The organism is Natronomonas aquatica, from assembly GCF_024449025.1.
Taxonomy (GTDB): domain Archaea; phylum Halobacteriota; class Halobacteria; order Halobacteriales; family Haloarculaceae; genus Natronomonas; species Natronomonas aquatica.
In genome coordinates, this window is the sequence record NZ_JAHLKM010000021.1 from 15,785 (window position 1) to 37,708 (window position 21,924).

At 58.6% G+C, this 21,924-nt stretch carries 10 protein-coding genes and 1 tRNA gene; 4 read left to right on the forward strand and 7 right to left on the reverse strand.

The features are described 5' to 3' along the window. Window positions 1-31 precede the first annotated feature (31 nt). From KM295_RS12735 to KM295_RS12755, 5 genes are all read right to left on the reverse strand, one after another. Window positions 32-286: a DUF7854 family protein gene (locus KM295_RS12735; RefSeq protein WP_256030336.1), complete on the reverse strand. Its 255-nt coding sequence runs from the start codon at window positions 284-286 to the stop codon at window positions 32-34. Further along, window positions 287-6,169 carry an LAGLIDADG family homing endonuclease gene (locus tag KM295_RS12740; protein WP_256030337.1) on the reverse strand — a complete coding sequence of 1,961 codons (5,883 nt, stop codon included), beginning with the start codon at window positions 6,167-6,169 and terminating at the stop codon, window positions 287-289. Window positions 6,170-6,285: 116 nt separating this feature from the next. Continuing rightward, window positions 6,286-8,820: a heavy metal translocating P-type ATPase gene (locus KM295_RS12745; RefSeq protein ID WP_256030338.1), complete on the reverse strand. Its 2,535-nt coding sequence runs from the start codon at window positions 8,818-8,820 to the stop codon at window positions 6,286-6,288. A 126-nt stretch (window positions 8,821-8,946) separates the two neighbouring features. Next, window positions 8,947-9,159 carry a hypothetical protein gene (locus KM295_RS12750; protein WP_256030339.1) on the reverse strand — a complete coding sequence of 71 codons (213 nt, stop codon included), beginning with the start codon at window positions 9,157-9,159 and terminating at the stop codon, window positions 8,947-8,949. Between the two features lie 171 nt (window positions 9,160-9,330). After that, window positions 9,331-9,403: transfer RNA gene (locus KM295_RS12755), tRNA-Pro, on the reverse strand. A 96-nt stretch (window positions 9,404-9,499) separates the two neighbouring features. Here KM295_RS12755 and KM295_RS12760 point away from each other — a divergent pair. Then, complete coding sequence (locus KM295_RS12760) at window positions 9,500-9,787, forward strand: pro-sigmaK processing inhibitor BofA family protein (RefSeq protein ID WP_256030340.1); 288 nt, start codon at window positions 9,500-9,502, stop codon at window positions 9,785-9,787. Window positions 9,788-9,801: 14 nt separating this feature from the next. Here the strand turns inward: KM295_RS12760 and KM295_RS12765 are convergent, their stop codons facing one another. Next, window positions 9,802-11,829, reverse strand: coding sequence for a DEAD/DEAH box helicase (locus KM295_RS12765; protein ID WP_256030341.1), 2,028 nt, complete (start codon window positions 11,827-11,829; stop codon window positions 9,802-9,804). A gap of 26 nt (window positions 11,830-11,855) precedes the next feature. Beyond that, on the reverse strand, window positions 11,856-13,103 hold the full coding sequence (locus KM295_RS12770) for an MFS transporter (protein WP_256030342.1): 1,248 nt from the start codon (window positions 13,101-13,103) through the stop codon (window positions 11,856-11,858). 117 nt (window positions 13,104-13,220) lie between these two features. Here KM295_RS12770 and KM295_RS12775 point away from each other — a divergent pair, with 117 nt between their 5' ends. The 3 genes from KM295_RS12775 to KM295_RS12785 all read left to right on the forward strand — a co-directional run bounded on the left by KM295_RS12775 (window position 13,221) and on the right by KM295_RS12785 (window position 21,877). After that, complete coding sequence (locus KM295_RS12775; protein WP_256030343.1) at window positions 13,221-14,099, forward strand: universal stress protein; 879 nt, start codon at window positions 13,221-13,223, stop codon at window positions 14,097-14,099. Window positions 14,100-14,597: 498 nt separating this feature from the next. Next, window positions 14,598-19,157, forward strand: coding sequence for a PAS domain S-box protein (locus KM295_RS12780; protein ID WP_256030344.1), 4,560 nt, complete (start codon window positions 14,598-14,600; stop codon window positions 19,155-19,157). A 5-nt stretch (window positions 19,158-19,162) separates the two neighbouring features. Further along, the gene (locus KM295_RS12785) at window positions 19,163-21,877 is read left to right on the forward strand and encodes a response regulator (protein ID WP_256030345.1); all 2,715 of its coding nucleotides are present in this window, start codon (window positions 19,163-19,165) and stop codon (window positions 21,875-21,877) included. The last annotated feature ends 47 nt before the right edge of the window (window positions 21,878-21,924 follow it).

Sequence of the window (21,924 nt, forward strand, 5' to 3'; positions counted from 1 at the left end):
TTTCACCCGGAGAATATATTAAAATTAACGTTCAATCGATCGGTTCGACAGTCGGGGCCTCGGCGTCGGTCAGCTCCCGGACCCGCTCGCGGGCTTCCCGTTCCGAGGCCGCGAGCACGACCGTCCCGGCGTCCGACCGGTACGCCGAGAGTTCGCCGTCGAACTCGGTCGCGAAGGTCCGGACCGCCGCACGGATCCGGCCTTCGCATCCCTCGAGGTCGGTTTCGCCGGCCTCGAAATCAGACAGCGCCGACTCGATCCGTCTGAGCGTGGCGATCCGATCCATCTATACCGTCCGGAGGTGGTCGGTCGTCGGTTCGTAGACGTCACCCTGCCGTCGGAGCTTTTCGATCTCGTGTTCGGCCTGCGATCGCTCCATCCCCATCTCCTCGGCTCGGTCCAGCACGGTCTCGACCGGTGCGCCCTCGTCGTACTCGGCTTCGATCTCGCTTATCAGCGCCTTGATGTTCTTGATGCGGTCCCGCTGGCTCTTCGAGGTCCCGGTCTCGACGACGTCGGCGTCGAATTCGCCGGTCTCGGGGTCGACACCGATATCCTGCAGACACGAGCGGACGATATCGATGACCCGTTCGGCGTCCTCGCGTTCGACGGTATCCGAGAGCCGCATCCGCGCGGAGGCCTCCGAGAGCCGTACCAGCGCCTCCAGTTTCCGGGCGGTCACCGGTACCGGGGCGTCCTCGCCCTGCCCCTTCGAGCGCAGATCGACGTAAAAATCCCGGATCTGAGCCTTCGCCTCCTCGGACATCATCGGATAGCAGTTCCGCTTCGCGTGGGCGATGTACTTCCGCAACAGTTCGGCGTCAATAGCCGGTTCGACCTTCTCGGTGACGTTCTCGACCTCCTCCTGGGAGACGTCCGATGTCGTCGTGTTCTCCCGGTGGGTGTGTAACTCGCCCGCGTAGTTGGTGTTGATGATGTGCTCTGCGAGGTTCGCGTCCTCCTCCTCGTCGGGCTGGTCGGTGACGGTGAAGATCAGATCGAACCGCGAGATGAGCGCGGGCTCTAAGTCGATCTGTTCGCCGATCGACTCGTACTGGTCGAAGCGGCCGTATTTCGGGTTGGCGGCGCCCAGCAGTGAACACCTGGATTTGAGGGTAGCGTTGATGCCGGCCTTCGAGATGCTGATAGAGTTATGCAGCACGACACCCTGACTGACAAAGGTGTTCGTCGGCTCGACCGTAACGTCGTAGACCCACTCACAGGCGTTTTCGCCATAGTTGGGGACAGTTTCGACGTCCCTGACGCGGTAGTATCGGAGGGATGAATGGTCTTCGGCGTCGTCCGTAGAGTTCTCGACGAACACCATCGCGTCCTCGTAGCGCTCGTCGGCGGACTCGACGACAGCCTCGACGAACCGCTCGGTCGAATCGCCCATCACGTAGACCTTCCAGGAATCCTCTGCCGTGTCGTGATGGATGCGGGAGCCAACGCCGATCTTCGACAGCGCGTCGGCGTAGTCCCGAGCGAGTCCGTCCGATGCCGTCGAAAAGGCCATCGCCTCGCTCTCGACGCCGCCGTCCCCCGCGAACGCGCCGACGAGGAACCGGCGTATCTCCTCTTCGGAGGCCCCGAGCACCCGGTCGGGGATCCGTTTCTCCCGAGCTGTATGCATGAATCCGGGGAAGTTCCGCTCGAACCACCGGTACAGCTTCGTCGAGACCCACCGTTTCGTTACGGTGCCAGCCGCGTTCGTCGTATCGGTGCTTTCCATCCCGAACACCGACGCCATGAGCCGGTCCATCCGCTCCAGTAATCGCTCGTCCTGGTTCGAAAATCCGATCTCGTGGGCAGAACCGGCATAGGAGTGTCCCTCGGCGACGAGGAATCCGAGCACTTCGGCGAGATCCTCGGTCAGTTCCGCCGGCAGATGTACGTCCTTCTCTTTGCCGACGTGCGGTTCGCCGTCGAGTTCGACGGCCGCACTCGAGTTCGGGAGCTTTCGCGGTGCCGGCACGAACGCCCCCTCCTCGATCGCCCGTGCTTCGACGGTGCCGACCTCACCGCCGTCGTCGACGAACATCGGATGTTCGGGCGTTACCGTCACTTTGCGCCCGTTCGAGAAGGTTACCCGGACGAACTCCTCGGGCGCTTCGTGTCGGCTCACACGATCGATCGGGAGCTTCGTCGTCTCGGTGTCCTCGAGATCGACCGAGTGGATGCCGACATCGTCGACCGGGAGGATTTCACAGTCGACGCCGTCGGTGACTCGGTCGGGGTTTCGCTGCATCCGTTCGTCGACGAACTCGCCGATATCGACGCGCCGGCCGTCCGACAGGAGGATTTCGGTGTCGGGGTGATAGGACTGCTGTTCGAGCGCTTCGTGCATTGCCGAGCGATCCTCGGAATTGTGGACGACCATTCCATTCGCGACGAAATTGTGTGTGCCCTCGACAGTGAGATCATAGACAGAGGACCACTGATCTTCGTTTTCAATACGGGTCGTACCGGCGACTCGGCATAGGGCTGCGGTTTCCGACTCACTCGAAGTACGAAGCCCATTTTTACTGACAGTCCCGCCATCCGTTTTTATACCCGTATTCGATTCGGGGACGAACACGCGATCGCCTGTTCGGAGTTCCTCAGCCCCCCGTTCAAACCGACCGTCTGCCTCGTGGACAAAGAACGGATGATCGGGCGTCGTTATCACTGACTCACCAGATTCAAGCAGCACCTCTACTAATTCCGATGGGGCTTCGTACTCGTGAACAGCGGTCACCGGCCGATCGATGAGTCGGTTATTTTCCGTCATCGTCCGCACATCGAAATCGACGCCCCGGATCGTCCGCCCGTTTTCGATCGACTCGACGGTGCCCTCCTCAAGCGCCTCTTCGGCCAGTTGACTGATTCTTCTAGTCCGGCCATCGGCTAGCTGTACGAGCGTATCACCAGTAACACACCGCATCTTATCCAGTTCGTCAACAGCCGCGATCCCTTGGTCGGCGAGGACGAGCGCACCGGCCTCAAGCGTCCACTGTTGGCCGTCGCCGAAGTCATCGCGAACAGCAGCTGCCGTGTTGTGGGTAACGATCCCGTTTCCGACGAAATTGTGCGTGTCCGGAACAGTCAGATCGAACACTTCCTTCGATCCGATATCTTCCGCACGCACGACTTCGTCCCATCGGAGTTCTGCGTCGACGGTTTCGATTGAATCACCGTCCGTGGGGACACCGACATGATCCCCAGCTTCAATTTCGGAAATCTCTCGCCACTCGATCCCGTCTGGTCCACACACCAGCACCGGCGTCTGTGTAGACGCTTCGAGTTCCTTCCCGTGCTGCGTCTCGATTCGGCGGCACGGCCTCTCGGGCATCCGCCACAGGTGCGAGGAATCGGCGTCGACCACCTCGCCGCGTTCCCGGTCGAATGTGCGAACGCCGATCGCTTTCTCGACGGCGGTTTCAGTCGAAACCGGATCCGGAAGCTCCGATGTGACGAGTTCGCGGATCGGCTTGAACCCTTTTTCGGTGTGTATCGTCGTGTCGCCGGTCACACAGAGACCGGCGCTCGAGGACCCTTTCCCGGACGTGTACACGGATCGTGGCGCCAGGTTTCGGACGTACTGGAGGAGTTGCGAATTGTGCGAGATGACGTTGTTCGAAATATAGCTGTGTGTTCCCTCGACTTCGAGATCATAGACCCACTCGTAATCCGGCTCTAGGGCTTCGATCGATTCGATTCTGTCCCAGGCAATATCACCGTCTGCGAGCGTTCTGAGCCGGTCGACATCGTCCTCGGCCGAAAGCGCGGCGTCGAGTCGCTGCAGGACGACCCCCTGTGCATCCATCACTCGACCACCGTCGGGGACGGCCTCGTTCCGTTCGTAATAGCTGATCGCGGTCTGGGAGACGTCCATGCCGTCGGCCAACGCTGCCTGTGAGATGTTGAGTTCGTCTCGGGCGGTGAGGATCGCATCCCACTTTTCATCCGTGACCCGTTCGCGGAGCGCGGAGAGCCGCTCAATCCGCGCCTCGAACGCGTCGAGAACGGTTCGTAGGCTGGACCGTCCCGGATTTCGGTCCCCACGTTCGTAGTGTTGATACGTCGTTCGGGGAACGCCGCAGTCGAACTGCGAGATCGCGAGGGATTCGCGGATCTCTCGGAGCGTATCCCCGACGTTCGGGACAACACCGGTGTTCGTGTTCGTTTCGACGTCGTCAAATTCGGCGGCCGAGAGGGCCTTCCGTTCGGTGACGAACCCGATCCGGTCGACGTAGCGTTCGAAATCGGCCCCGCCGATTCGGAGCCGGTAGCTGCCGTTGTTTCTGGGGTGCAGTTGACTCTGGATACCGAACGAGAGAAGCAGGCTTCGCACGTTTTCCAGCAGTTCTTCGCTCATCGATGCGATGGTGATTTCTCGTTGTGTCGCTGAAACCGAACACTCACCGTCGACGTACGCACGCAAAAATTCGGCCTTTCGTTGTGGTGTCGCCCGAAACACCACGTCAGGCACACACTGCTGAGCCGAACGCTCAAGCAGATTTGGCTCTAACGCTTCGAGGAACCGGGCGAGTTCCACTGATGAACAAATGACGGTCGAGACGCTCGAATTGGTGTAGTGAGGCTTTCTCTGGTATCGCAGTCCTAAATTCTCGATGATACTACAGACATCGTCGAGGATTTCATCGTCCGCGTTTGTGATCGTGAGTTGTCGGCTAGATTCTCCGCCGGAAATATGCCCTTCCCCGACGGTATATCCGATGAGCCTTGCCAACTGGTCAGTGAGCGTTGTGGGGGCGTTTAGCTCGTTCGGATTCGGTGATTCGGACAGATCGTATTGGACATCGATTGATTCGTCAGGGGCGTTCGGAATCGTTGCCGGTATTGCGATAAAGTCATCTTCTCTCAGTTTCGATGCAGTGGTCGGGCCTAGTTCACCCTTGGTTTGTGTGAAAAGCGGATGTGAGGGAGTTACTTCGAGCTCTCGCCCGCTTGCAGTCCGAATGTTGTACATTTGATCCGGGGCCTGTCGCTTCCATAGTTTGGTCGCGGTGCCGGAAGCAATACGTTGGCCGTCGGTTGTCAGGACCGGTATTGAGCATTTTTGATAAAATCCGTCGTCAACCGGAATAGGGTCCTCAAGGTTCTCTTCGACTATTTCTCCGATCTTTTTTTCCGTTCCATTTGACAAAGTCACTTTTGTATCAAATTTCTGGCACTTTCCTGTACCCGGATCACCGATCAGAAGCATATGCAGATCCCCTCGCGTCCGAGAGCCGTCGGGCAGGTGTTTGGTCACCCCCGAAAACAGCTGCATGATGATGGCGAGTTTCTCCTGTTCGTAGCCGTAAATGGAGGGCGCCATCGAGCCGATCATCTTCTCGTAGATGTCCGACTCGTTTGAGAGTTCGATGATCCGCTTTTTGTCCTCGTCGGTGATGTCCATGTCCTCGAACTGCTCGTCCTCGATCTCGACGGAGAGTCCGTCCATGTAGACGTCGAAGACGGGCGATTTCTCCTGGTTCGACCCCTGCTGGTCGAGATGGAGGATGCCGGTCACCCGGACGTGGTCGCCGGCGGTCACCTGCCCCGTGATGTCGTCGTCGATGTGGACGTCGATGCTCTGTGGGGTCTCGCCGCCCCGGAGGCCCTCGGGGGACTCCTGGACGCGGAGCTTCTGGGCGTCGACGAACTCCGATTGATCGAAGTTGATCTCGAAGGGGCCCTGCCGTTCACAGCCCTGACACTCGTGGGGCTCGTAGAACTCCCCGGAGGTCTGTGGGATGCGCGAAAGCGTCCCACAGCGCTGGCATTCGAAGGCCGCCTCGGTGACCTTCGGTCGGACGTCGGTCGCCTTCCGGATGATGCCCGTCACCTCGACGAGCTGTCCGCGGTGCCGGGCGCGGATCTCCCGGATCCCGGTCGTCCGCTGGAGCCCCCGCACCCGGACGTGGGCCTGCCCGAGTTTCACGTCGACCGGCAGATCGTAGAGTCTGAGCGCCTCCTCGGCGTACTCGCGCATCTGATCCGGCTGGGCGATGAAGTCGTCGGCGATGTCGGGATCGAACCGATAGAGATCGTCCCACTCGATGTACAGCGATCGCTTCTCGTTGGGGTACTTCTGGGCGAGTTGGCCGATCTCGTTGCGGTAGTAGTCGCGGTAGAACTGCTCGAACTTGTCGATGATCTCCGTATCCTCCGCGCGAGCCATTTGGGTATCACGTCTTGGCGCGCCACCGAATAAGAACCTTGCCTCCGGGGAGGGAGCCACCCCGATCTCAGCGGGTGTCGGTGGCGCCGGCACCGGTGCCGGTGTCGGTGCCGACGTTATCGCCGTTCGGGGCCACCGGCCGTCGATCCCAGCTCGCGTCTCGCGTTCGCGACCAAGACGCCGCCGGTCAACACCGCCGCCCCCATCGCGAACACCGGATTCAAAAGCCCCGCGAGCGCGAGCGGCATAACGATCGCGTTGTAGGAAACGGCAAGCGCCACGTTCCGTTCGAGCCGACGACCGGCCGCGCGGGCGAGATCGAACGCCGCCTCCACCGACCGGATGTCGTCTTCGAGGATCGCGACGTCGGCCGCGTCGGCGGCCATCGCGGTACCGCTCCCGAGCGAGAGCCCGAGATCGGCCACCGAAAGCGCCATCGCGTCGTTGGTCCCGTCACCGACCATCGCGACCCGTCGGTCGGCGCCGAGTCGGCGGACGGCCTCGGCCTTCGCCGGCGGCGTGACCCCCGCGAACACCCGCGAGATCCCCTCGTTGTCGCGCAGAAACGCCGTCGCGTCGTCGTGATCGCCGGTCAGCACGACGACCTCGATTCCCCGATCCGTCAGCTTCGAGACCGTCTCGCGCCAGTCATCGCGGGGAGTATCACCGACGACGACGACGCCCTCGGCGGTCCCCTCCCGACCGAGTACGACCGGGACCTGGCCGGTCCCCCGGACCGCCTCCACCCGGCTTCGTATCCCTTCATCGACGTGCCATCCCCGATCGACGAAGAGATCGAGCGTCCCAACGAGCGTGCGTTCGCCGTCGACGGTCCCCTCGACGCCGGTGCCGTGGCTCTCGAATCCCTCGGTCTCGATCTCGGCGTTCCCGGCTGCGGTTCGGGTCCCGTCGACGGAGTGTCGTCGGTCGGCGTCGTCAGCGTCGCCGTCCGTCCCGCCCGTCGGTCCGAAGGCCTCGACGATCGCCCGGGCGACCGGGTGGGCGGCCCGCCGCTCTACGGCGACCGCGGCCGCCAGTGCCGCCGACGGGGCGTCGGCGTCGACGACGGCCATCTCGCCGGTCGTCAGCGTCCCGGTCTTATCGAAGACGACGACGTCGATCCCCCGGAGTCGCTCGAAGACGGTCTCATCGAAGACGACGATCCCCCGATCGAGGGCCGCCTCGAGGCTACTCGCGACCGAGAGCGGCACCGCGAGGCCGATCGCCCACGGGGAGACGAGGAAAAGCGTCGAAAGCCCCGCGAGAACCCCCGCGGCGGCGCCACCGCCGACGGCGACCGCGAGGCCGGCTACGACCGCCGCCCCGCAGACGAGCGGGACGAGCCGCGTCGCGAGCCGATCGGCGTACCGGTGATCACCGTGGTCGGCGCTCTGGAGATCCCAGATCGCGGCGGTGAGTCGGTCGATCCCGCCGACCGGACGCTCGTCGGCCCGAACAACGGCCGCCCCGTCCGTGACGATCGCCCCGGCGACGATCCTGTCACCGTCGCGTTTCCTCACGGGGAGCGACTCGCCGGTGACGACGGCCTCGTTGACGATACACTCGCTTTCTTCGAGCGTGCCGCCGATCGGGACCCGCTCGCCTTCCCGAACGATTACCTCGTCGCCGCCGGTGACGTCCTCGATCGGGACCTCTCTCGTCCCCTCTGATCCGTACATCCGGGCCGTATCGACCTGTGAAACGGTGAGGTCCGTCAGCCGGCCCAGCGCCCGCTTTTTGATTGCTGCCTCGTAGAACGCCGCCGCCGTCACCGACGCCGCAATAACGACCGTGAGATCGTAATAGACGTCGAACCGGCCGGCAAAGACCGCGAACGTGCTGTAGAGGAAGGCACCCAGCGCCGCGGCGGCGACGAGTACGTCGGTCGTCGGTCGGCGGGTTCGCAGGCCCACGTACGCGCCCCGGAGGACCGGCATTCCGGTGAAAAAGAGCACGACACCGGTCAGTATCAGATAGACCCGCAAGAAGAGAAAGCCGCCGGCGCCCTCCAGCCGGAACGCCCCTGTGAACCCCTCGAGGAACCACGGCTCGAAGACCCTCGCCAACTGTGCGGGATAGATGATCGAGACGTACGGGATCAAAAGGAACGCCCCGAAGAGGAGTCCGGCGGCGTACCGGAGGCCGAGGAACGTCTCGTCGCGCCGCTTGCGGACCCCCTGAAGCTCCCGGGAACGTCTGCTCGCACCCTCGGAGCCGTCGGTGGCGCTCTCGGCGTCCGACCGACGGTAGGCGGTGTAACCGAGCGTCGTCAACGCCTCCTCGAGGGCCGACGGCGGGACGACGTCGGGATCGTAATCGATCCGAACCGTCTCGGTGATGTAGCTGGCCGCGGCGGCAACGACGCCGTCTCGTTTTTCCGCGACCGACTCGAGGAACGCCTCACACGTCGCCGAATACATCCCGTCGATCCGGAAGAACGCGCGTTCGATCCCCGCCGTCGGGCCGGGATCGGGACGGGGCGGCCGAGAGTCCGGGGCAGGGTCCGTGCGCCCGTCCGCATCGCCGAGTTCCCGGTGGATGTCCCGACACCCGGTCCCACAGAAGGCGTTCCCGTCGCCGGTGTCGACCGCCGTCGCCGCGAGCCGCTGTCCACACAGCGTACACCGGTCGGGGTCGTCGGTATCTGACAAGGCAGTCACCTGATAATCGGACTATCGAAAACCCGTGGATAAAAAGACGGCGCCCCGTGTCGGGGGATACGGAGCCGGAAACCGAAACCGGGAATCGAACGAGCGGCCGGCGTCCGTCGGTCGGTTTCAATCGAGGAACCCCAACCGCTCGAGGTTTTCGCGTGTTTCCCCATCGAGGTCCGAGTGCTCCGGCGCGTCCCCGTGTTCCCGGAGGATTTCGTCACAGGCCACGAGCATCTGTCGAGCGGTGCGGATTTTGAACGAGACGTCGGGATCGTCGGACGTCGCCTGAGCGCTGGTCAACATCGTGTCGATTTTTTCACACAGCGTTCGATCCATATCGGATCGAAACACAACCGGTTGATAGACGTATGCCATGGTCGGTCAGGGATTTTATATACGCTCTATCGTCGCCCGATCGGGCCGACTCGCCGCTCACGAACGGGACAGGACCGGCTCGAACGCACCCCCGTTGTAAGTCCGGGGTGTCCGAAAACCGCAATAAGAGAGTGGGACCGCCCGAATTTGAATCGGGGTTACAGCGTCCCAAACGCTGAAGGATACCAAGCTACCCCACGGTCCCGCGTTTATCCTTACTCTTCGCCCGCGTGAAAACGTTTCGCTCCACTCCGTTCGTTCCGGCCCCAAGGGATTTACCCGCCCTTCTCGAACGCCGCGTATGGTTACACCGATCGAGATCGGCCTGTTCGTCGTCGCCTTGGCGCTTCTGTTCGGTGCGTATGCGGTCCTCAGGGTAGTCAAGCCGCTGATCGTGAACGCCGTCGTGGGCGTGATCGTGCTGGTCGTCGCGAGTTTCCTCGGCGTCGGCGTCGAGATCACGCCGATGGCGGTGCTGGTCTGTGCCGTCGGCGGGGTTCCGGGGGCGCTGCTCGTGATCCTGCTGGCGTACACCGGGATCGCCTTCGCCGGAATGGCGGTGCCGGTCGGCGTGCTGGCGGTCGCGTAGACGGCAGTATTTGTTCACTCCTCCTCGCGCAGTTCGATCTCGGCGACGATCTCGTACGGATCCGTCCCCTTCCGGATAGCATCGAGCAGCAGGAACGCCTCGCTCGGTTCCAGGAAGTGCTCGGTGACGGCCCGCCCCAGCGGCGTCGGGTCGAAACCGTCGATGAAGTCGTATTCGAGCAGTTTGCCGACGGCGTGTTTCGTCGGTACTTCCCCCACCATCCGGTCGTTGAGCCGCTTTGCTCCCCTGCCGGCGACGGTGATGTTGGCGAGCGTCTCCTCGACGGCGGCGGCCTCGTCGTAGCGGGTGACGACCGGCTCCATCTCGCCTTTCAGGAGTTTGAACGCGATCTCGTCCTCGGAGGCCTCCATCGAGTTGTGATACGTACAGTCCGGCTCGACGAGGAGATACACGGTCCCCTGATCGTGATAGTCCGGGCGGCCGGCCCGGCCGAGCATCTGTTCGAACTCCTGTACCGAGAGCCACTCGATCCCCATCGCCAGCGAATCGAAGATAACCTGCGAGGCGGGGAAATCGACGCCCGCGGCGAGGGCGGCCGTCGTCACGACGGCGGCGAGATCCTGATCGCCGAACTGCCGTTCGACGCGCTTTCGCTGGCCGTAATCGAGCCCCGCGTGGTACGGCGCCGAGTCGTACTCGAGCCGCCGGGAGACCTCGTGACACCGGCGTCTGGAGTTGGTGAAGACGATCGTCTGGCCCCGATACCCCTTCGAGGACTTCGAGTCGAAGGCCCGCCGGACGAGTTTGTTCTCGATGTCGATCTTCTCGGTTCCGTCGGCGAAGGTGACGTGGCGCTCGATGGGGACCGGCCGCTCCTCGAACTCGATGAGCTGGGCGCCCAGTTTCCCGGCCAGGTCGGCGGCGTTACCGACCGTCGCCGACAGGTAGACCCACTGGGTGTCACAGGAGTTCGTCTCGCTGTAGTGTTTGAGCCGCGAGACTAGCCCATCGAGGCGGTGGCCACGCTCGTCGGCGCCGAGGTTGTGGACCTCGTCGATGACGACCGTCCCGATATCGCCCATGTCTTTGCCGGTCCGGAGGGCGTGGTCGATCCCCTCGTAGGTGCCGACGATGACGTCCGCGCCGGGATCGAACCGGTTGCCGTCGTCGCGGATCCGGGAGGCGCCGACCCGGATCGTCACGTCGAGAACGTCGCCGTAGTCCGCCTCGAAGTCCTCGTATTTCTGGTTGGCCAACGCGACGAGGGGAACCAAAAAGAGCAGTTTTCCCTCGCCCTTCAGCGCCCGGTCGATCCCGGCGAGTTCGCCGACGAGCGTCTTGCCGGTCGCGGTCGCGCTGACGACGAGCTGGTCGCGGCCCTCCAAGAGTCCGTTCCGGACCGAAAGACTCTGGACCGGCAACAGCTCGTCGAACTCTTCGAGTCGGGATTTCAACTCGCCGTGAACGTCGAGTTCGCGCAGCGAGACGAGATCGATCTCGTCGGTCGTCGCGCTGATCTCGTCGAACTTGGTCAGTTCGGGGTCGAGCTGACCCGAAAGCAGGTTCGTGACGCGCTCGAGGTCCCCGACCTCCAAGAGCAGTTCCTCCAGCCGGTCGCGGGCCCCGGACCGGAGCCCGCGGTAGTTCGCCTCCCGTTCGAGTTCGCGTCTCGCACAGTCGGGGCAGATAAACTCCCCGTCGGCCTCGATGGCGGTCTCGGAGGTCAAAGGCGAGTATCGGCCCTTCGCGGCGCAGTACCGGCAGGTCCGGACCTGCTTGGCCTCGAGTTGATAGCCCTCGAGCATCGCTTTGAGTTCCTCGCGGCCCTCCCGGGAGGTCTGCTCGGATATCCGGATCCGCGAGGCGCGCCGGGCCATCTCGACGAACTGCTCGGGACGGCGCGGCACGTCGTCGTCGCCGTCCTTGACCCGGAACCGACCGGGGCGGGGGCCGGCGTTCGTCTCCTTCAGTTCGAGCCGCCCACGGAGCAGTCGGTCGCCGTCGCGGCGGACGACGACGGCGTACTCGTCGCCGGCCTCGTGTAAGAACAGCGTGCCCACGTCGGCGACCTGTTTCGACACGTCAGTCGGTAGTGTATCGGAGTATTTCAGGAGTTCGGCTCGTACCGGGTAACGAGGATCACGGCCAGGAGTGCGGCGGCCGTCGAGAAACCGGCGAGGGCGAGAAAGACCGCGGACGTCGATCCGTACGTGCGCACGGTGCCGACGATGGCCGCCCCGAGGGCGCCGATCCCGAAGATGGCGAGATACGTGTAGCCGAACGAGAGACCCCGCGAATCCGGGAGCGAGTACTTTGCGATGGTCGCCTGCGTGAGCGGCTGCATCGCGAACAGCGTAAAGCCGAGCAGGGCGCTCACGGCGAGCAGCCCCCACAGGCCCGACCGGACGGCCGGAACGAACCCGATCGCGATGGCGGTCAGACAGCAGAGCATCCCGATGATCCCCCGGTCGGGTTCGACCCAGTCGGTGAGCCGGCCGCCGAGGTACTGTCCGCCGATACCGACGGTCAACAGCCCGGCATAGAGGTACTGGGCGGCGTCGAACGTCTCCGCCAGCGGGCTGTCGGGATCGAAGATCCCGGGACGGACTTCACCGACGGTCGAGAGGAGGAACTCGCCGAGGAGATCCGGGAGGAACGTCAACATTCCGCGATAGTACAGCCCGTTGAGCGAGACGATAGCGAACACGAACAGAAAACCCAGGGTGAAGATCCGCCGGGTATCGGTGAAGAACTCCGGGATCGAGGTCGGGCCCGTCTCGACGGTTTCGCCCTCGATCGCGGCGGTGGGATCGAACTCGGCGGTCAACCCGACGACCGCGGCGAGCAGCGCCGGCACCGCGAGCAGCACGGTGACGAGCCGCCACTCGAAGAACAGAAGCAAAATCGCCGTCAGGAGCGGTCCACCGGCGATCCCGACGTTGCCGGCCATGCCGTGGTAGGCGAACCCGCGGCCGCGCGCTTCGACCCCGTTGCTGATGAGTGTCAACCCCGCCGGATGGTAGACGCTCGCGCTGAGCCCCCAGAGGGAGATCGCGACGGTAACGCCGACGATCCCCTCCGCGAACCGCAGCGCCAGAAACGAAAGCCCCATGCCGCCGAGACAGACGGCGATCAGCCAGCGGGAGCCGTACCGGTCCACCAACAATCCGCCGGGGAGCGCCCCGACCCCGAAGAGCCCGTAGCCGACCGCGACGGCCGTCCCGAGCAGGGCGGCGGTCACGGAAAACTCGAGCAGCCAGATCGTCATGAGGATCGGGATGGAGAGCTCATAGAGATGAACCATCGCGTGGCCGACCATGACGAACCCGACGATCGAACGGTCGTTTCGATTCACGGCGGCGGTTCCGGGGACAGGGTATTATACTGTTCGATTCCCGGGCGCCGGACTGCGGAAGTCGTCCGCGGTACGGATCGAGGGGAGTGTTTTGTAGCCGCGACCCGTAGCGAGGCTATGTACGATCCCATCCTGGTTCCGACCGACGGAAGCGACGGGGCGGAAGCGGCCCTCGATCACGCCCTCGAGATCGCCGCCGCCCACGGATCGACGGTCCATCTGCTCAACGTCGCGGACACCACACAGACGAGTGCGATCCGAATCGAGGGCCAGGTCGTCGACACCCTCGAACAGGAGGGCGAACGGATCGTCGACGAGGCCCTCGGACGGGTCGAGAGCCGGGGGATCGACGTCGTTACCGACGTCGTTCAGGGGGAGCCGTACGCGACGATCGTCGAGTACGCCGACGTCCACGGCGTCGCTCTCCTCGTCATGCCGGCACACGGGCGGCGGGGACTCGGGCAGTACCTTCTCGGCAGCACGACCGAACGCGTCCTCAGGCGTTCGAACGTCCCTGTCTTGACCGTTCCCGTTGATCCCGACGGGACGATCGAGTATCCGTACCGGGACGTGCTGGTGCCGACCGACGGGAGCGGCTGTGCGGATCGCGCACTCGAGGTAGGTATCGAGGTGGCGAACGCCGAGCAGGCGTCGCTGCATCTCCTCTCGGTGGTCGCGCTGACGACGTTCGGGGCCGAAGTCCAGGATGTCCTCGGGATAGAGGACCTCACCGAGCGGGCGAACGAACTGATCGAAGACGCCACGTCACTCGCCGAAGACGCCGGCGTCGAACACGTCTCCGGGACGGTCGAACGGGACGCCTCGATCAGCCGGGCGATCCGCTCGTCCGTCGAAGGAGGGATCGATCTCGTCGTCGTCGGGACGCACGGTCGGACGGGGTTCGACAGGTACGTGCTGGGGAGCGTCGCCGAACAGCTCGTCCGAACCGCGCCGGTGCCCGTGCTGGCGGTACGGGAACCCGCATCGGGGAAATAAATCGGATATCGCGATACGAAATAGCCACCCTGGGAGTTGAGCACAAGTTCGGAAGGTGGATTTCTACGAACCACCAGGTCCCTTATTGTTCTGGTCCCAGTGCTTCGATATCCTGTGTATTAGTGTTGTTATTGATAATTTTATTACATTTTGAGTGGCATACTCACTTGATTACAAGCAATCTGATGGATGTCTCAACGGGTCCAACACTGGGAGGTCGTACTACTGGTACCCAGTGAGCAGGGATGGCACAGTAACTATTCGGAGCACCGTCGCATCGGCGGTCGGTTGCTGCTGACTACGACACCCATCCATGCATCGTTGTGGGGTAGGTATGCTGTTGTTAGTCATGGGACTCATTTTGTTACACGCTGTACATAAACGATTCTCGGATTCGAATAATAAGCACCTACACATATACCTACAATTTCAGAAGGGCCGATATAGAATGGTTCGCGGTACGGAAAATTGATATAATTGTAAATAGGTATATAGGTCATGAATAATGGGGACGCCTACACAGAACACACACCTACGGGACTTCTCAAGTTATCGTCGGAACTGAACCAGGCTAATTCGATTGAGGATGTTTCCGGCGTTGTTGTCCAGATGTTGGATGTTAATTTTGATGCACCTCTCTCGGCGATTTGGGAGTTTGATGAAGAGGCAGGTGAGCTGTACCCAACCGCCGAATCAACCGAGGCTCAAAAGGTAATTGGCGATGCACCAGCCCTTCCACTTGATTCCCTCGCCGGGCGTGTTTATACACAGAACTGCCCAGAGGTGTTCGACGATGTCCGCGAGGCTGACGGCACATATAATTCAGACACCCCAATCCGGAGTGAGATTCTTGTGCCAATCTTGGATTTCGGCGTCTTGAGCGTTGGATCTACTGAGGTGGATGCTTTTACGGAGAACGATTCAGAAGTGGCGAAACTCGTCGCCTCGAATCTTGAAGCTGCAATCTCACGAATCCGACAGCACGAGGAGCTACACGCAGAACGTGATTGGACACACACGTTGTTTGAAGCCGCTAATGACGCAATTTTCGTTAGTGATTCAGATGCGAATTTCGTACAAGTCAATCAGGCCGCTTGCGAATTGACCGGGTACAAGCGAGAAGAACTCCTCTCGATGCGCATCCCAGACCTTCACGAGGAGGTCGATTTACATGCGTATCGGGACTACCACGACCAAGTTCTAGCCGGCGAACCAGCAACCACTGAAGCAAAACTGCTTCGGAGTGACGACAGTAAAATCGACGTGGAGTTCTCAAACCGTCGTATCAAGCGAAATGAGGCGAGCTATATGCATACCGTCGCAAGAGACGTCACGGAGCAGCGGGAACGTCGGCGTCGCTTGGAGTCATTTAAGTCGGCTATCGAGAGTGCAACTGATGGGGTTGCTATCTTGGAGGACGAAGTGTACACGTACGTTGATGAAACACATAGTGAGATGTATGGGTTTGAGGACAAAGACGAGCTACTCGGACAGACCTGGCGTGAGTTGTATACTGATCCCGTCGAAGTCGAGCGTATCGAGGAGGAGGCTCTTTCGGCCCTGCGATCTGATGGAGAGTGGAGGGGTACTGTAACTGCCTCTCCAGAAGGCAGGGGAGAATTTCTGACTGAACTATCCCTGACACGCTTGGAAGATGACCGAATCGTCTGTGTTGTCCGTGACGTATCCGAAAAACATCGACGTAAAGAGGAGCTTCGAGAGAATGAACGGCGTTTTGACTCCGTATTCGAAGACTCCGGGATGTTGGTCGGATTGCTGGAAACTGATGGCGAGTTAACTGATGTGAACGAAACGGCGCTGGAGTACGTTTCACATGCTAAAGACGAGATTGTGGGGCAGCCGTTCTGGGAAGGAGAGTGGTGGTCGCATTCACAGGCCCTCGAAGAAGAATTACAAGATTGGATTGAACGAGCGGCCACTGGCGAGTATGTCAACTATCAAGCAGAACATTTGGATCAGGACGGTAACACTCGGTCTATTATAGGGACAATCCGTCCGGTGGCAGGCGAATCTGGAGTCGAATCACTTGTCATTTCTGGCCGTGATATAACTCCTCGCGAACAACGTCGTCGCGAATTAGAAACGTTCCAGCAGGCTGTCGAGGATGCGAAAGACGGTTTCGCCATCCTTGAAGATGGAGAATACACCTACATCGACGAGACGCATATTGATATGTATGGGTTTGATCATACGGACCAACTCCTCGGAAACTCCTGGCGGATGCTCTATTCCGAAGACGAGATAGAACGCTTGGAGTCGGAAGCCTTCCCCGCTCTTCAGTCTGAGGGACACTGGCGGGGCAAAGTAACCGGATCCAGACCGGACGGGTCAACCTTCCCAGCTGAACTCTCTCTGACCATCATCGATGATGGCCCGTTGGTTTGTACTGTGCGGGATGAAACTGCAAAACAGAAACGGCAACGTGAACTTGAAATTAAAGAGCAAGCGATCGACTCCTCAAACGTTGGGGTCATGATCACCGACCCACAGCGAGAGGATAATCCGATTGAGTATGTAAATGAAGGATTTACTGACATAACCGGCTACGAGGAGGAAGACGCCTTAGGTCGTAATCCACGTTTCCTCCAAGGGCCCGAGACAGATGCAAATGAAGTATCAAAGCTTCGAGAAGCGATTGGATCCGGTGAGTCAGTAACAGTAGAACTGAGGAACTATCGAAAGGACGGGCGTAAATACTGGAATCGGTTGTCTGTCACGCCGGTCACTGACTCGGACGGTGCGCTCTCGAAATTTATTGGCATACAACAGGATGTTTCAGACCGAAGGCAACGGACCCGGAGCCTGACAGAACAGAATCGGAAACTCGAGTTGGTCCTTTCTGGAACGGACACTGGCATTGCAGAGTGGGATACTGAGACGGATAGTATCTCATTCGATGAAACGCTTATCGATCTACTTGGCCATGATCCGGACAGCTATGAGGAGTTCCTACAGATCGTCGCCCCGGAAGACCGGGACTATATTCGTGGTTTACTAGAACAGGTCAGTGAGGGCAACGAACTATCTGCGGATATCAGAGTTGTTGATGCCAACGAACAAACAGACTATATTGCTGATTCACTAAAACAGGCCGGTGAGGGCAACGAGCTGTCGGCGGATTTCAGAGTTGTTGATGCCAACGAACAAACAAGATGGATACATACAGATGCTGTTCTGATACCCGACGATGAAAGCAGCAAGAGACTCGTCGCTATTGCGACAGACATTACGGAACAAAAACGGCGAGTTCGTCAGATTCAGCAGGAGCGGAAGCGATTTGAAATCCTCTCAGAAAACCTTGAGGAATACGCCTTTGTACTTCTTGATTCCGATGGGCGGATCGACGGTTGGAACGACGGGGCTGCCGATATGTTTGGATATAATCAGGAAGCCGCGGTCGGTATGCCAGCAGCAGAATTACACCCTGAGCAGGAACAAAAGCATAGGATTGCTGATCGATTATTGAATCAGGCATCACTCGCAGGAGAAAGCACTCACGAAGGACAACGAGTCCGTCAGGATGGATCTTCATTTCCTGTTGAAGTCTCATACGTCTCACTTCAAACCGAAGATGGGGAGTCCCTGGGATACGGGATGGTCATTAGAGACCTTGCCAACCAGCGTCAGCAGCAGCGTAGGACGGAGCGGTTTGTCGAGGAATCGGTAGACGTTGTGTCCGTCTTAGACCGTGATGGGTGTTTCACCTACGTTAGCGGCTCTGCCGAACGAATTCTTGGGTATGACTCGACTCAGCTAGAACAAGAGAGTGTCTTCGATTACATCCGTCCCGAGGATCAGGAACGTGTAATGGAGGCATATTTTGCTGCTGTTGAGAATCCCGGCTCAACCGTTCAGCTAGAGTTCCAAGCACGAACTGGGACTAACGAGTGGATTACCGTAGAAGCACGTGGAAGGAATCTATTCGATGATGAAGCGATTGGTGGGTTCTTACTGTATATCCGTGATATTACTGAGGTGAAAAGTCAGACGAAAAAATTCGAATCCGTATTCAATCAGACGTTTCAATTGACGGGGCTAGTGGACCAGGGCGGTGAAATTATTGATTTAAACGAACCTCTAGCAGAGTTCGGCGGGATACGGGTAGAGAAGGGCAAAGGTACGCCACTCTGGGAGTGTCCACTGTTTACCCATTCATCTGAAGTGCGAAATCAGATCAGACAGGCAGTTAATCAAGCGGCATCGGGGTCGCTTGTTCGGTTCAACGTGGAAGCAGAAGGCGTTGATGGACTCGCTAGCTTCGACTTCTCAATCAAGCCGATTTCGAACCAACGTGGGGAGCTTAGCTTCTTGGTGTTCGAGGCACGGAATATCACGGCTCAACAACAACGGCGGCGACACGTCCAGGTCCTCCACCGGATTATGCGACATAATATCCGAAATGACTTGACGAAGCTTAGGGGGTACGTCGATTTACTTAAATCAGACACGGATACAGACACTCGTGAACAGCGGGCAGCGACGATCCGAGAGATCCTCGACACGTGGGAAAAGATGGCAAACAAAAGTCGAGAGCTACAACATATTCTTACGGATGAAGGTAGTCCCAACTCATACCAGAGCGTTCATAAAATGATCGAGGAGGTACAAACAAAAAAACAGGAAGAACATACTGATCCAAGTGTTACGATTGCAACCGGACGCAATATACAGGCACAAATACCGAGTCAGCTTGATAGAGCTATTTCTGAACTCATCGAGAATGCCATCGCGGCAAGCGAGACGGACAACCACTCCGTCCAAATCAGTGCCTCGCAAACCGACGAACAGTGGGTAGAAATATCCGTTTCCGATACTGGGCCGGGAATCCCAGAGATGGAAAAGAGCCTCTTAGAAACTGGCGAAGAAACGCCGCTAAGTCACGGGCAGGGACTCGGACTATGGATGGTACGGGCACTGGCGATTCGTGCCGGTGGGTCGATTTCAGTCGAAACATCCGATGGAGGGAGTAAAATCACACTGAAGATCCCGGCCAAAGTGGCTCAAGAGGACTCACGAGAACCAGGTATTACCTCTTAGACTATATGACTCACAACGGAAAAACAAAGATTTTGATCGTTGAGGATGACCAGAATTTAGCTGAACTGTATGCAGAGTGGCTCGCAGACGATTATGTAGTCGAAACCACGTACTCTGGCGAAGAGGCCTTGGAAGCGTTCGATGCGGCTGTTGATATCGTCTTTTTGGATCGGATGATGCCCGGAATGTCCGGCAGAGAGGTTCTCACCCGACTCAGACAACATGAGTCGAAATGTCAGGTAGTTATTGTCTCTGCGGTGACACCGAATTTCGATATCGTCAAAATGGGGTTCGATGCGTATCTCGAAAAGCCAGTCGAGCCTGACGACCTCGAAGACGCTATTTCACAGATGCTGACTCGTGCAGAGTATAATGAAGATCTCCAAGAGTTGTTCTCGCTCATAGAACGTCAGTCGACTTTGGAAGCCGTAATGGACGGTGAGTCGCTTGAAACAAATCCAAAATACCAGACACTCACGGACCAAATCGCAGAACTCGAGAACAAAGTAGACCGATATCTCCAGAATCTGCCAGATAGAGACTTTCGGGTGGCTATTGAGCGTCTACAACGGACAGCAGCAGAACGAAGAGAACAACAGCAGTACCAGTCGCTTACCCAAGACGTATTAGACACATCGAAGGAAGGGGTCGTTGTAATTGATCCCGACGGACAAGTGGTGTGGGCGAACGAGACGACTGAAGAGTTACTCGGGATTAATAGAAACAACATCCAGGGAGATGATTATGACCGGATTGCTGCTGAATCCTATCAGGAGTACACCTCGGGAGATCAGACACTATCTGATCTCGTAACACATTCTCTGAAAAATATGACTGCTGAAATCGAAGCCACTATCTGTATCCCTAGAACGGCTTCAAAACAGCAGCAGTGGCTGGAATATTGGAGCGGACCGATTCAAACAGGTCTCTACGCGGGCGGACGGATCGAACACTATTATAACATCACAGAGAGATACACGTACGAACAACAACTCGAAGACCTGCATGCGGTCTCCCGTGAGCTAATGACAGCGGGTTCGGAACGTAGTATCGGAGAGACCGTTGTGACTGCTGCAGTCGATGAGATCGGGTTTGAGTTTGCCGGTGTTTACACACGGGAAACGGATACTGGAGAGTTGTCTCCAATTGCACACTCGTCAAATGAGAACACTGCCGGGATTGAGCTGCCCACTGTCTCCGAAGGAGACACGCCAGTTTGGACGACCTATGTGACCCGAACAGAACAATTGGCTCCCGAAGACGTGGCGGATACTTGGTCAAGCCAGTGGCTGGCGGAGGAGTTCTCGTCGTGGCGACTCTACTCACTAGAATCGAAAGGAGTCCTGCTTGTAGGGATGACGACTACACCAGAGCTCCCTTCAAGAAAAAATAAATTAGCAAAAACACTAGCAGCAAACGCAGCAAGCGCATTTGAACGAGTAGAACAAGAAGCTACCCTTCGGGAACGAGACCAGCGATTAAACAAACAAAACAAACAGTTGACACGGCTAGATCGGATCAATACACTGATACGGTCAATAACTGCCACGGTTATCAGCGCAAATACACGCGAAGAAATGGAGCAAGAGGTCTGTTATGCTCTGGCTCAACTGGATCTGATTAGTGGGGCGTGGATCGGCAAAAAAGATGTTAGTACGAACACGATCGAGCTTAGATCCAAGACAAAGTCGCTCACATATCAAAAAGTGGAGAGTAGTGGTGCTCCAGCGGACAACGCTAGCCAACGTAGTCCCACCGAAATTCCGCCTGCTGAACGAGCATACAGGATTAAAGACTCGGTCGTAGAGGGCGATTTAATGACCACCCGTTCCGAAACACAGTGGGAACAAGAAGCATTAAAAAATGGCGTCAGTTCGATCGTAGCTGTGCCACTACAGAGCGAATCTTCTGTCCTCGGCGTATTAGAGGTCCATTCCAAACTGCCAAACGCCTTCGCCGAAGAAGAGGTGACCGCTCTTACAGAGCTCGGTCAAATAATAGGGCACGGAATATCATCAATCCGTCAAAGAATTGCGCTTCTATCAGGTGGTGGTACAACGCTTGAAATCCGATTAAACGACGATACTGGCCTTTCAACTCTTGTTTCGAACATGGACGCGGATCTTGAGGTTTTAAATATATTGAGTGACTGCCCGTATGATCTCGTATTTGCTGAACTGACAGGCGATGACGTGACTTTTGAGGCGTTCGAAGCTGCTGGTTTTGACCCAGAGACGGTTGTTTTGAGCGACTCTCCAAGTGGCATCTACTGTAAAATACCGGTACGGAATAGCGCCCTTGGTGACAAGCTGACCAAACAAGGGGTTGCAATAAACGAGATCACCAAGGCATCGGAACCCAGCGAGATTGTTGTCTCAGTAACTGTTCCGTTCACGACCGACGTCGGAGAGTATCTGAGTTCACTTCGGGAGGACTACAACGAACTCACTTTACTATCCAAACTGGATACTGAACGAAAGGACACCGATTCGTCTTTATTTGCACGCCTTGATGAGGCTCTTACCGCTCGTCAAAAAGAAGTCCTGCAGACGGCTCTCTACGCAGGGTATTTTAATTGGCCACGTGATACAGATTCGACGTCGATTGCGAAGACTCTCGGCATTGCACAGTCGACATTCAACCAACATCTTCGGGCTGCTGAGTCTAATCTATTCACAGCACTTTATCAGGATCGCTCATCTGTAGAAGTCAGTACTTAGAATTTTCTCGAACCAGCGATCTGTATTGAGTGTGAGGCTGAAGAAGT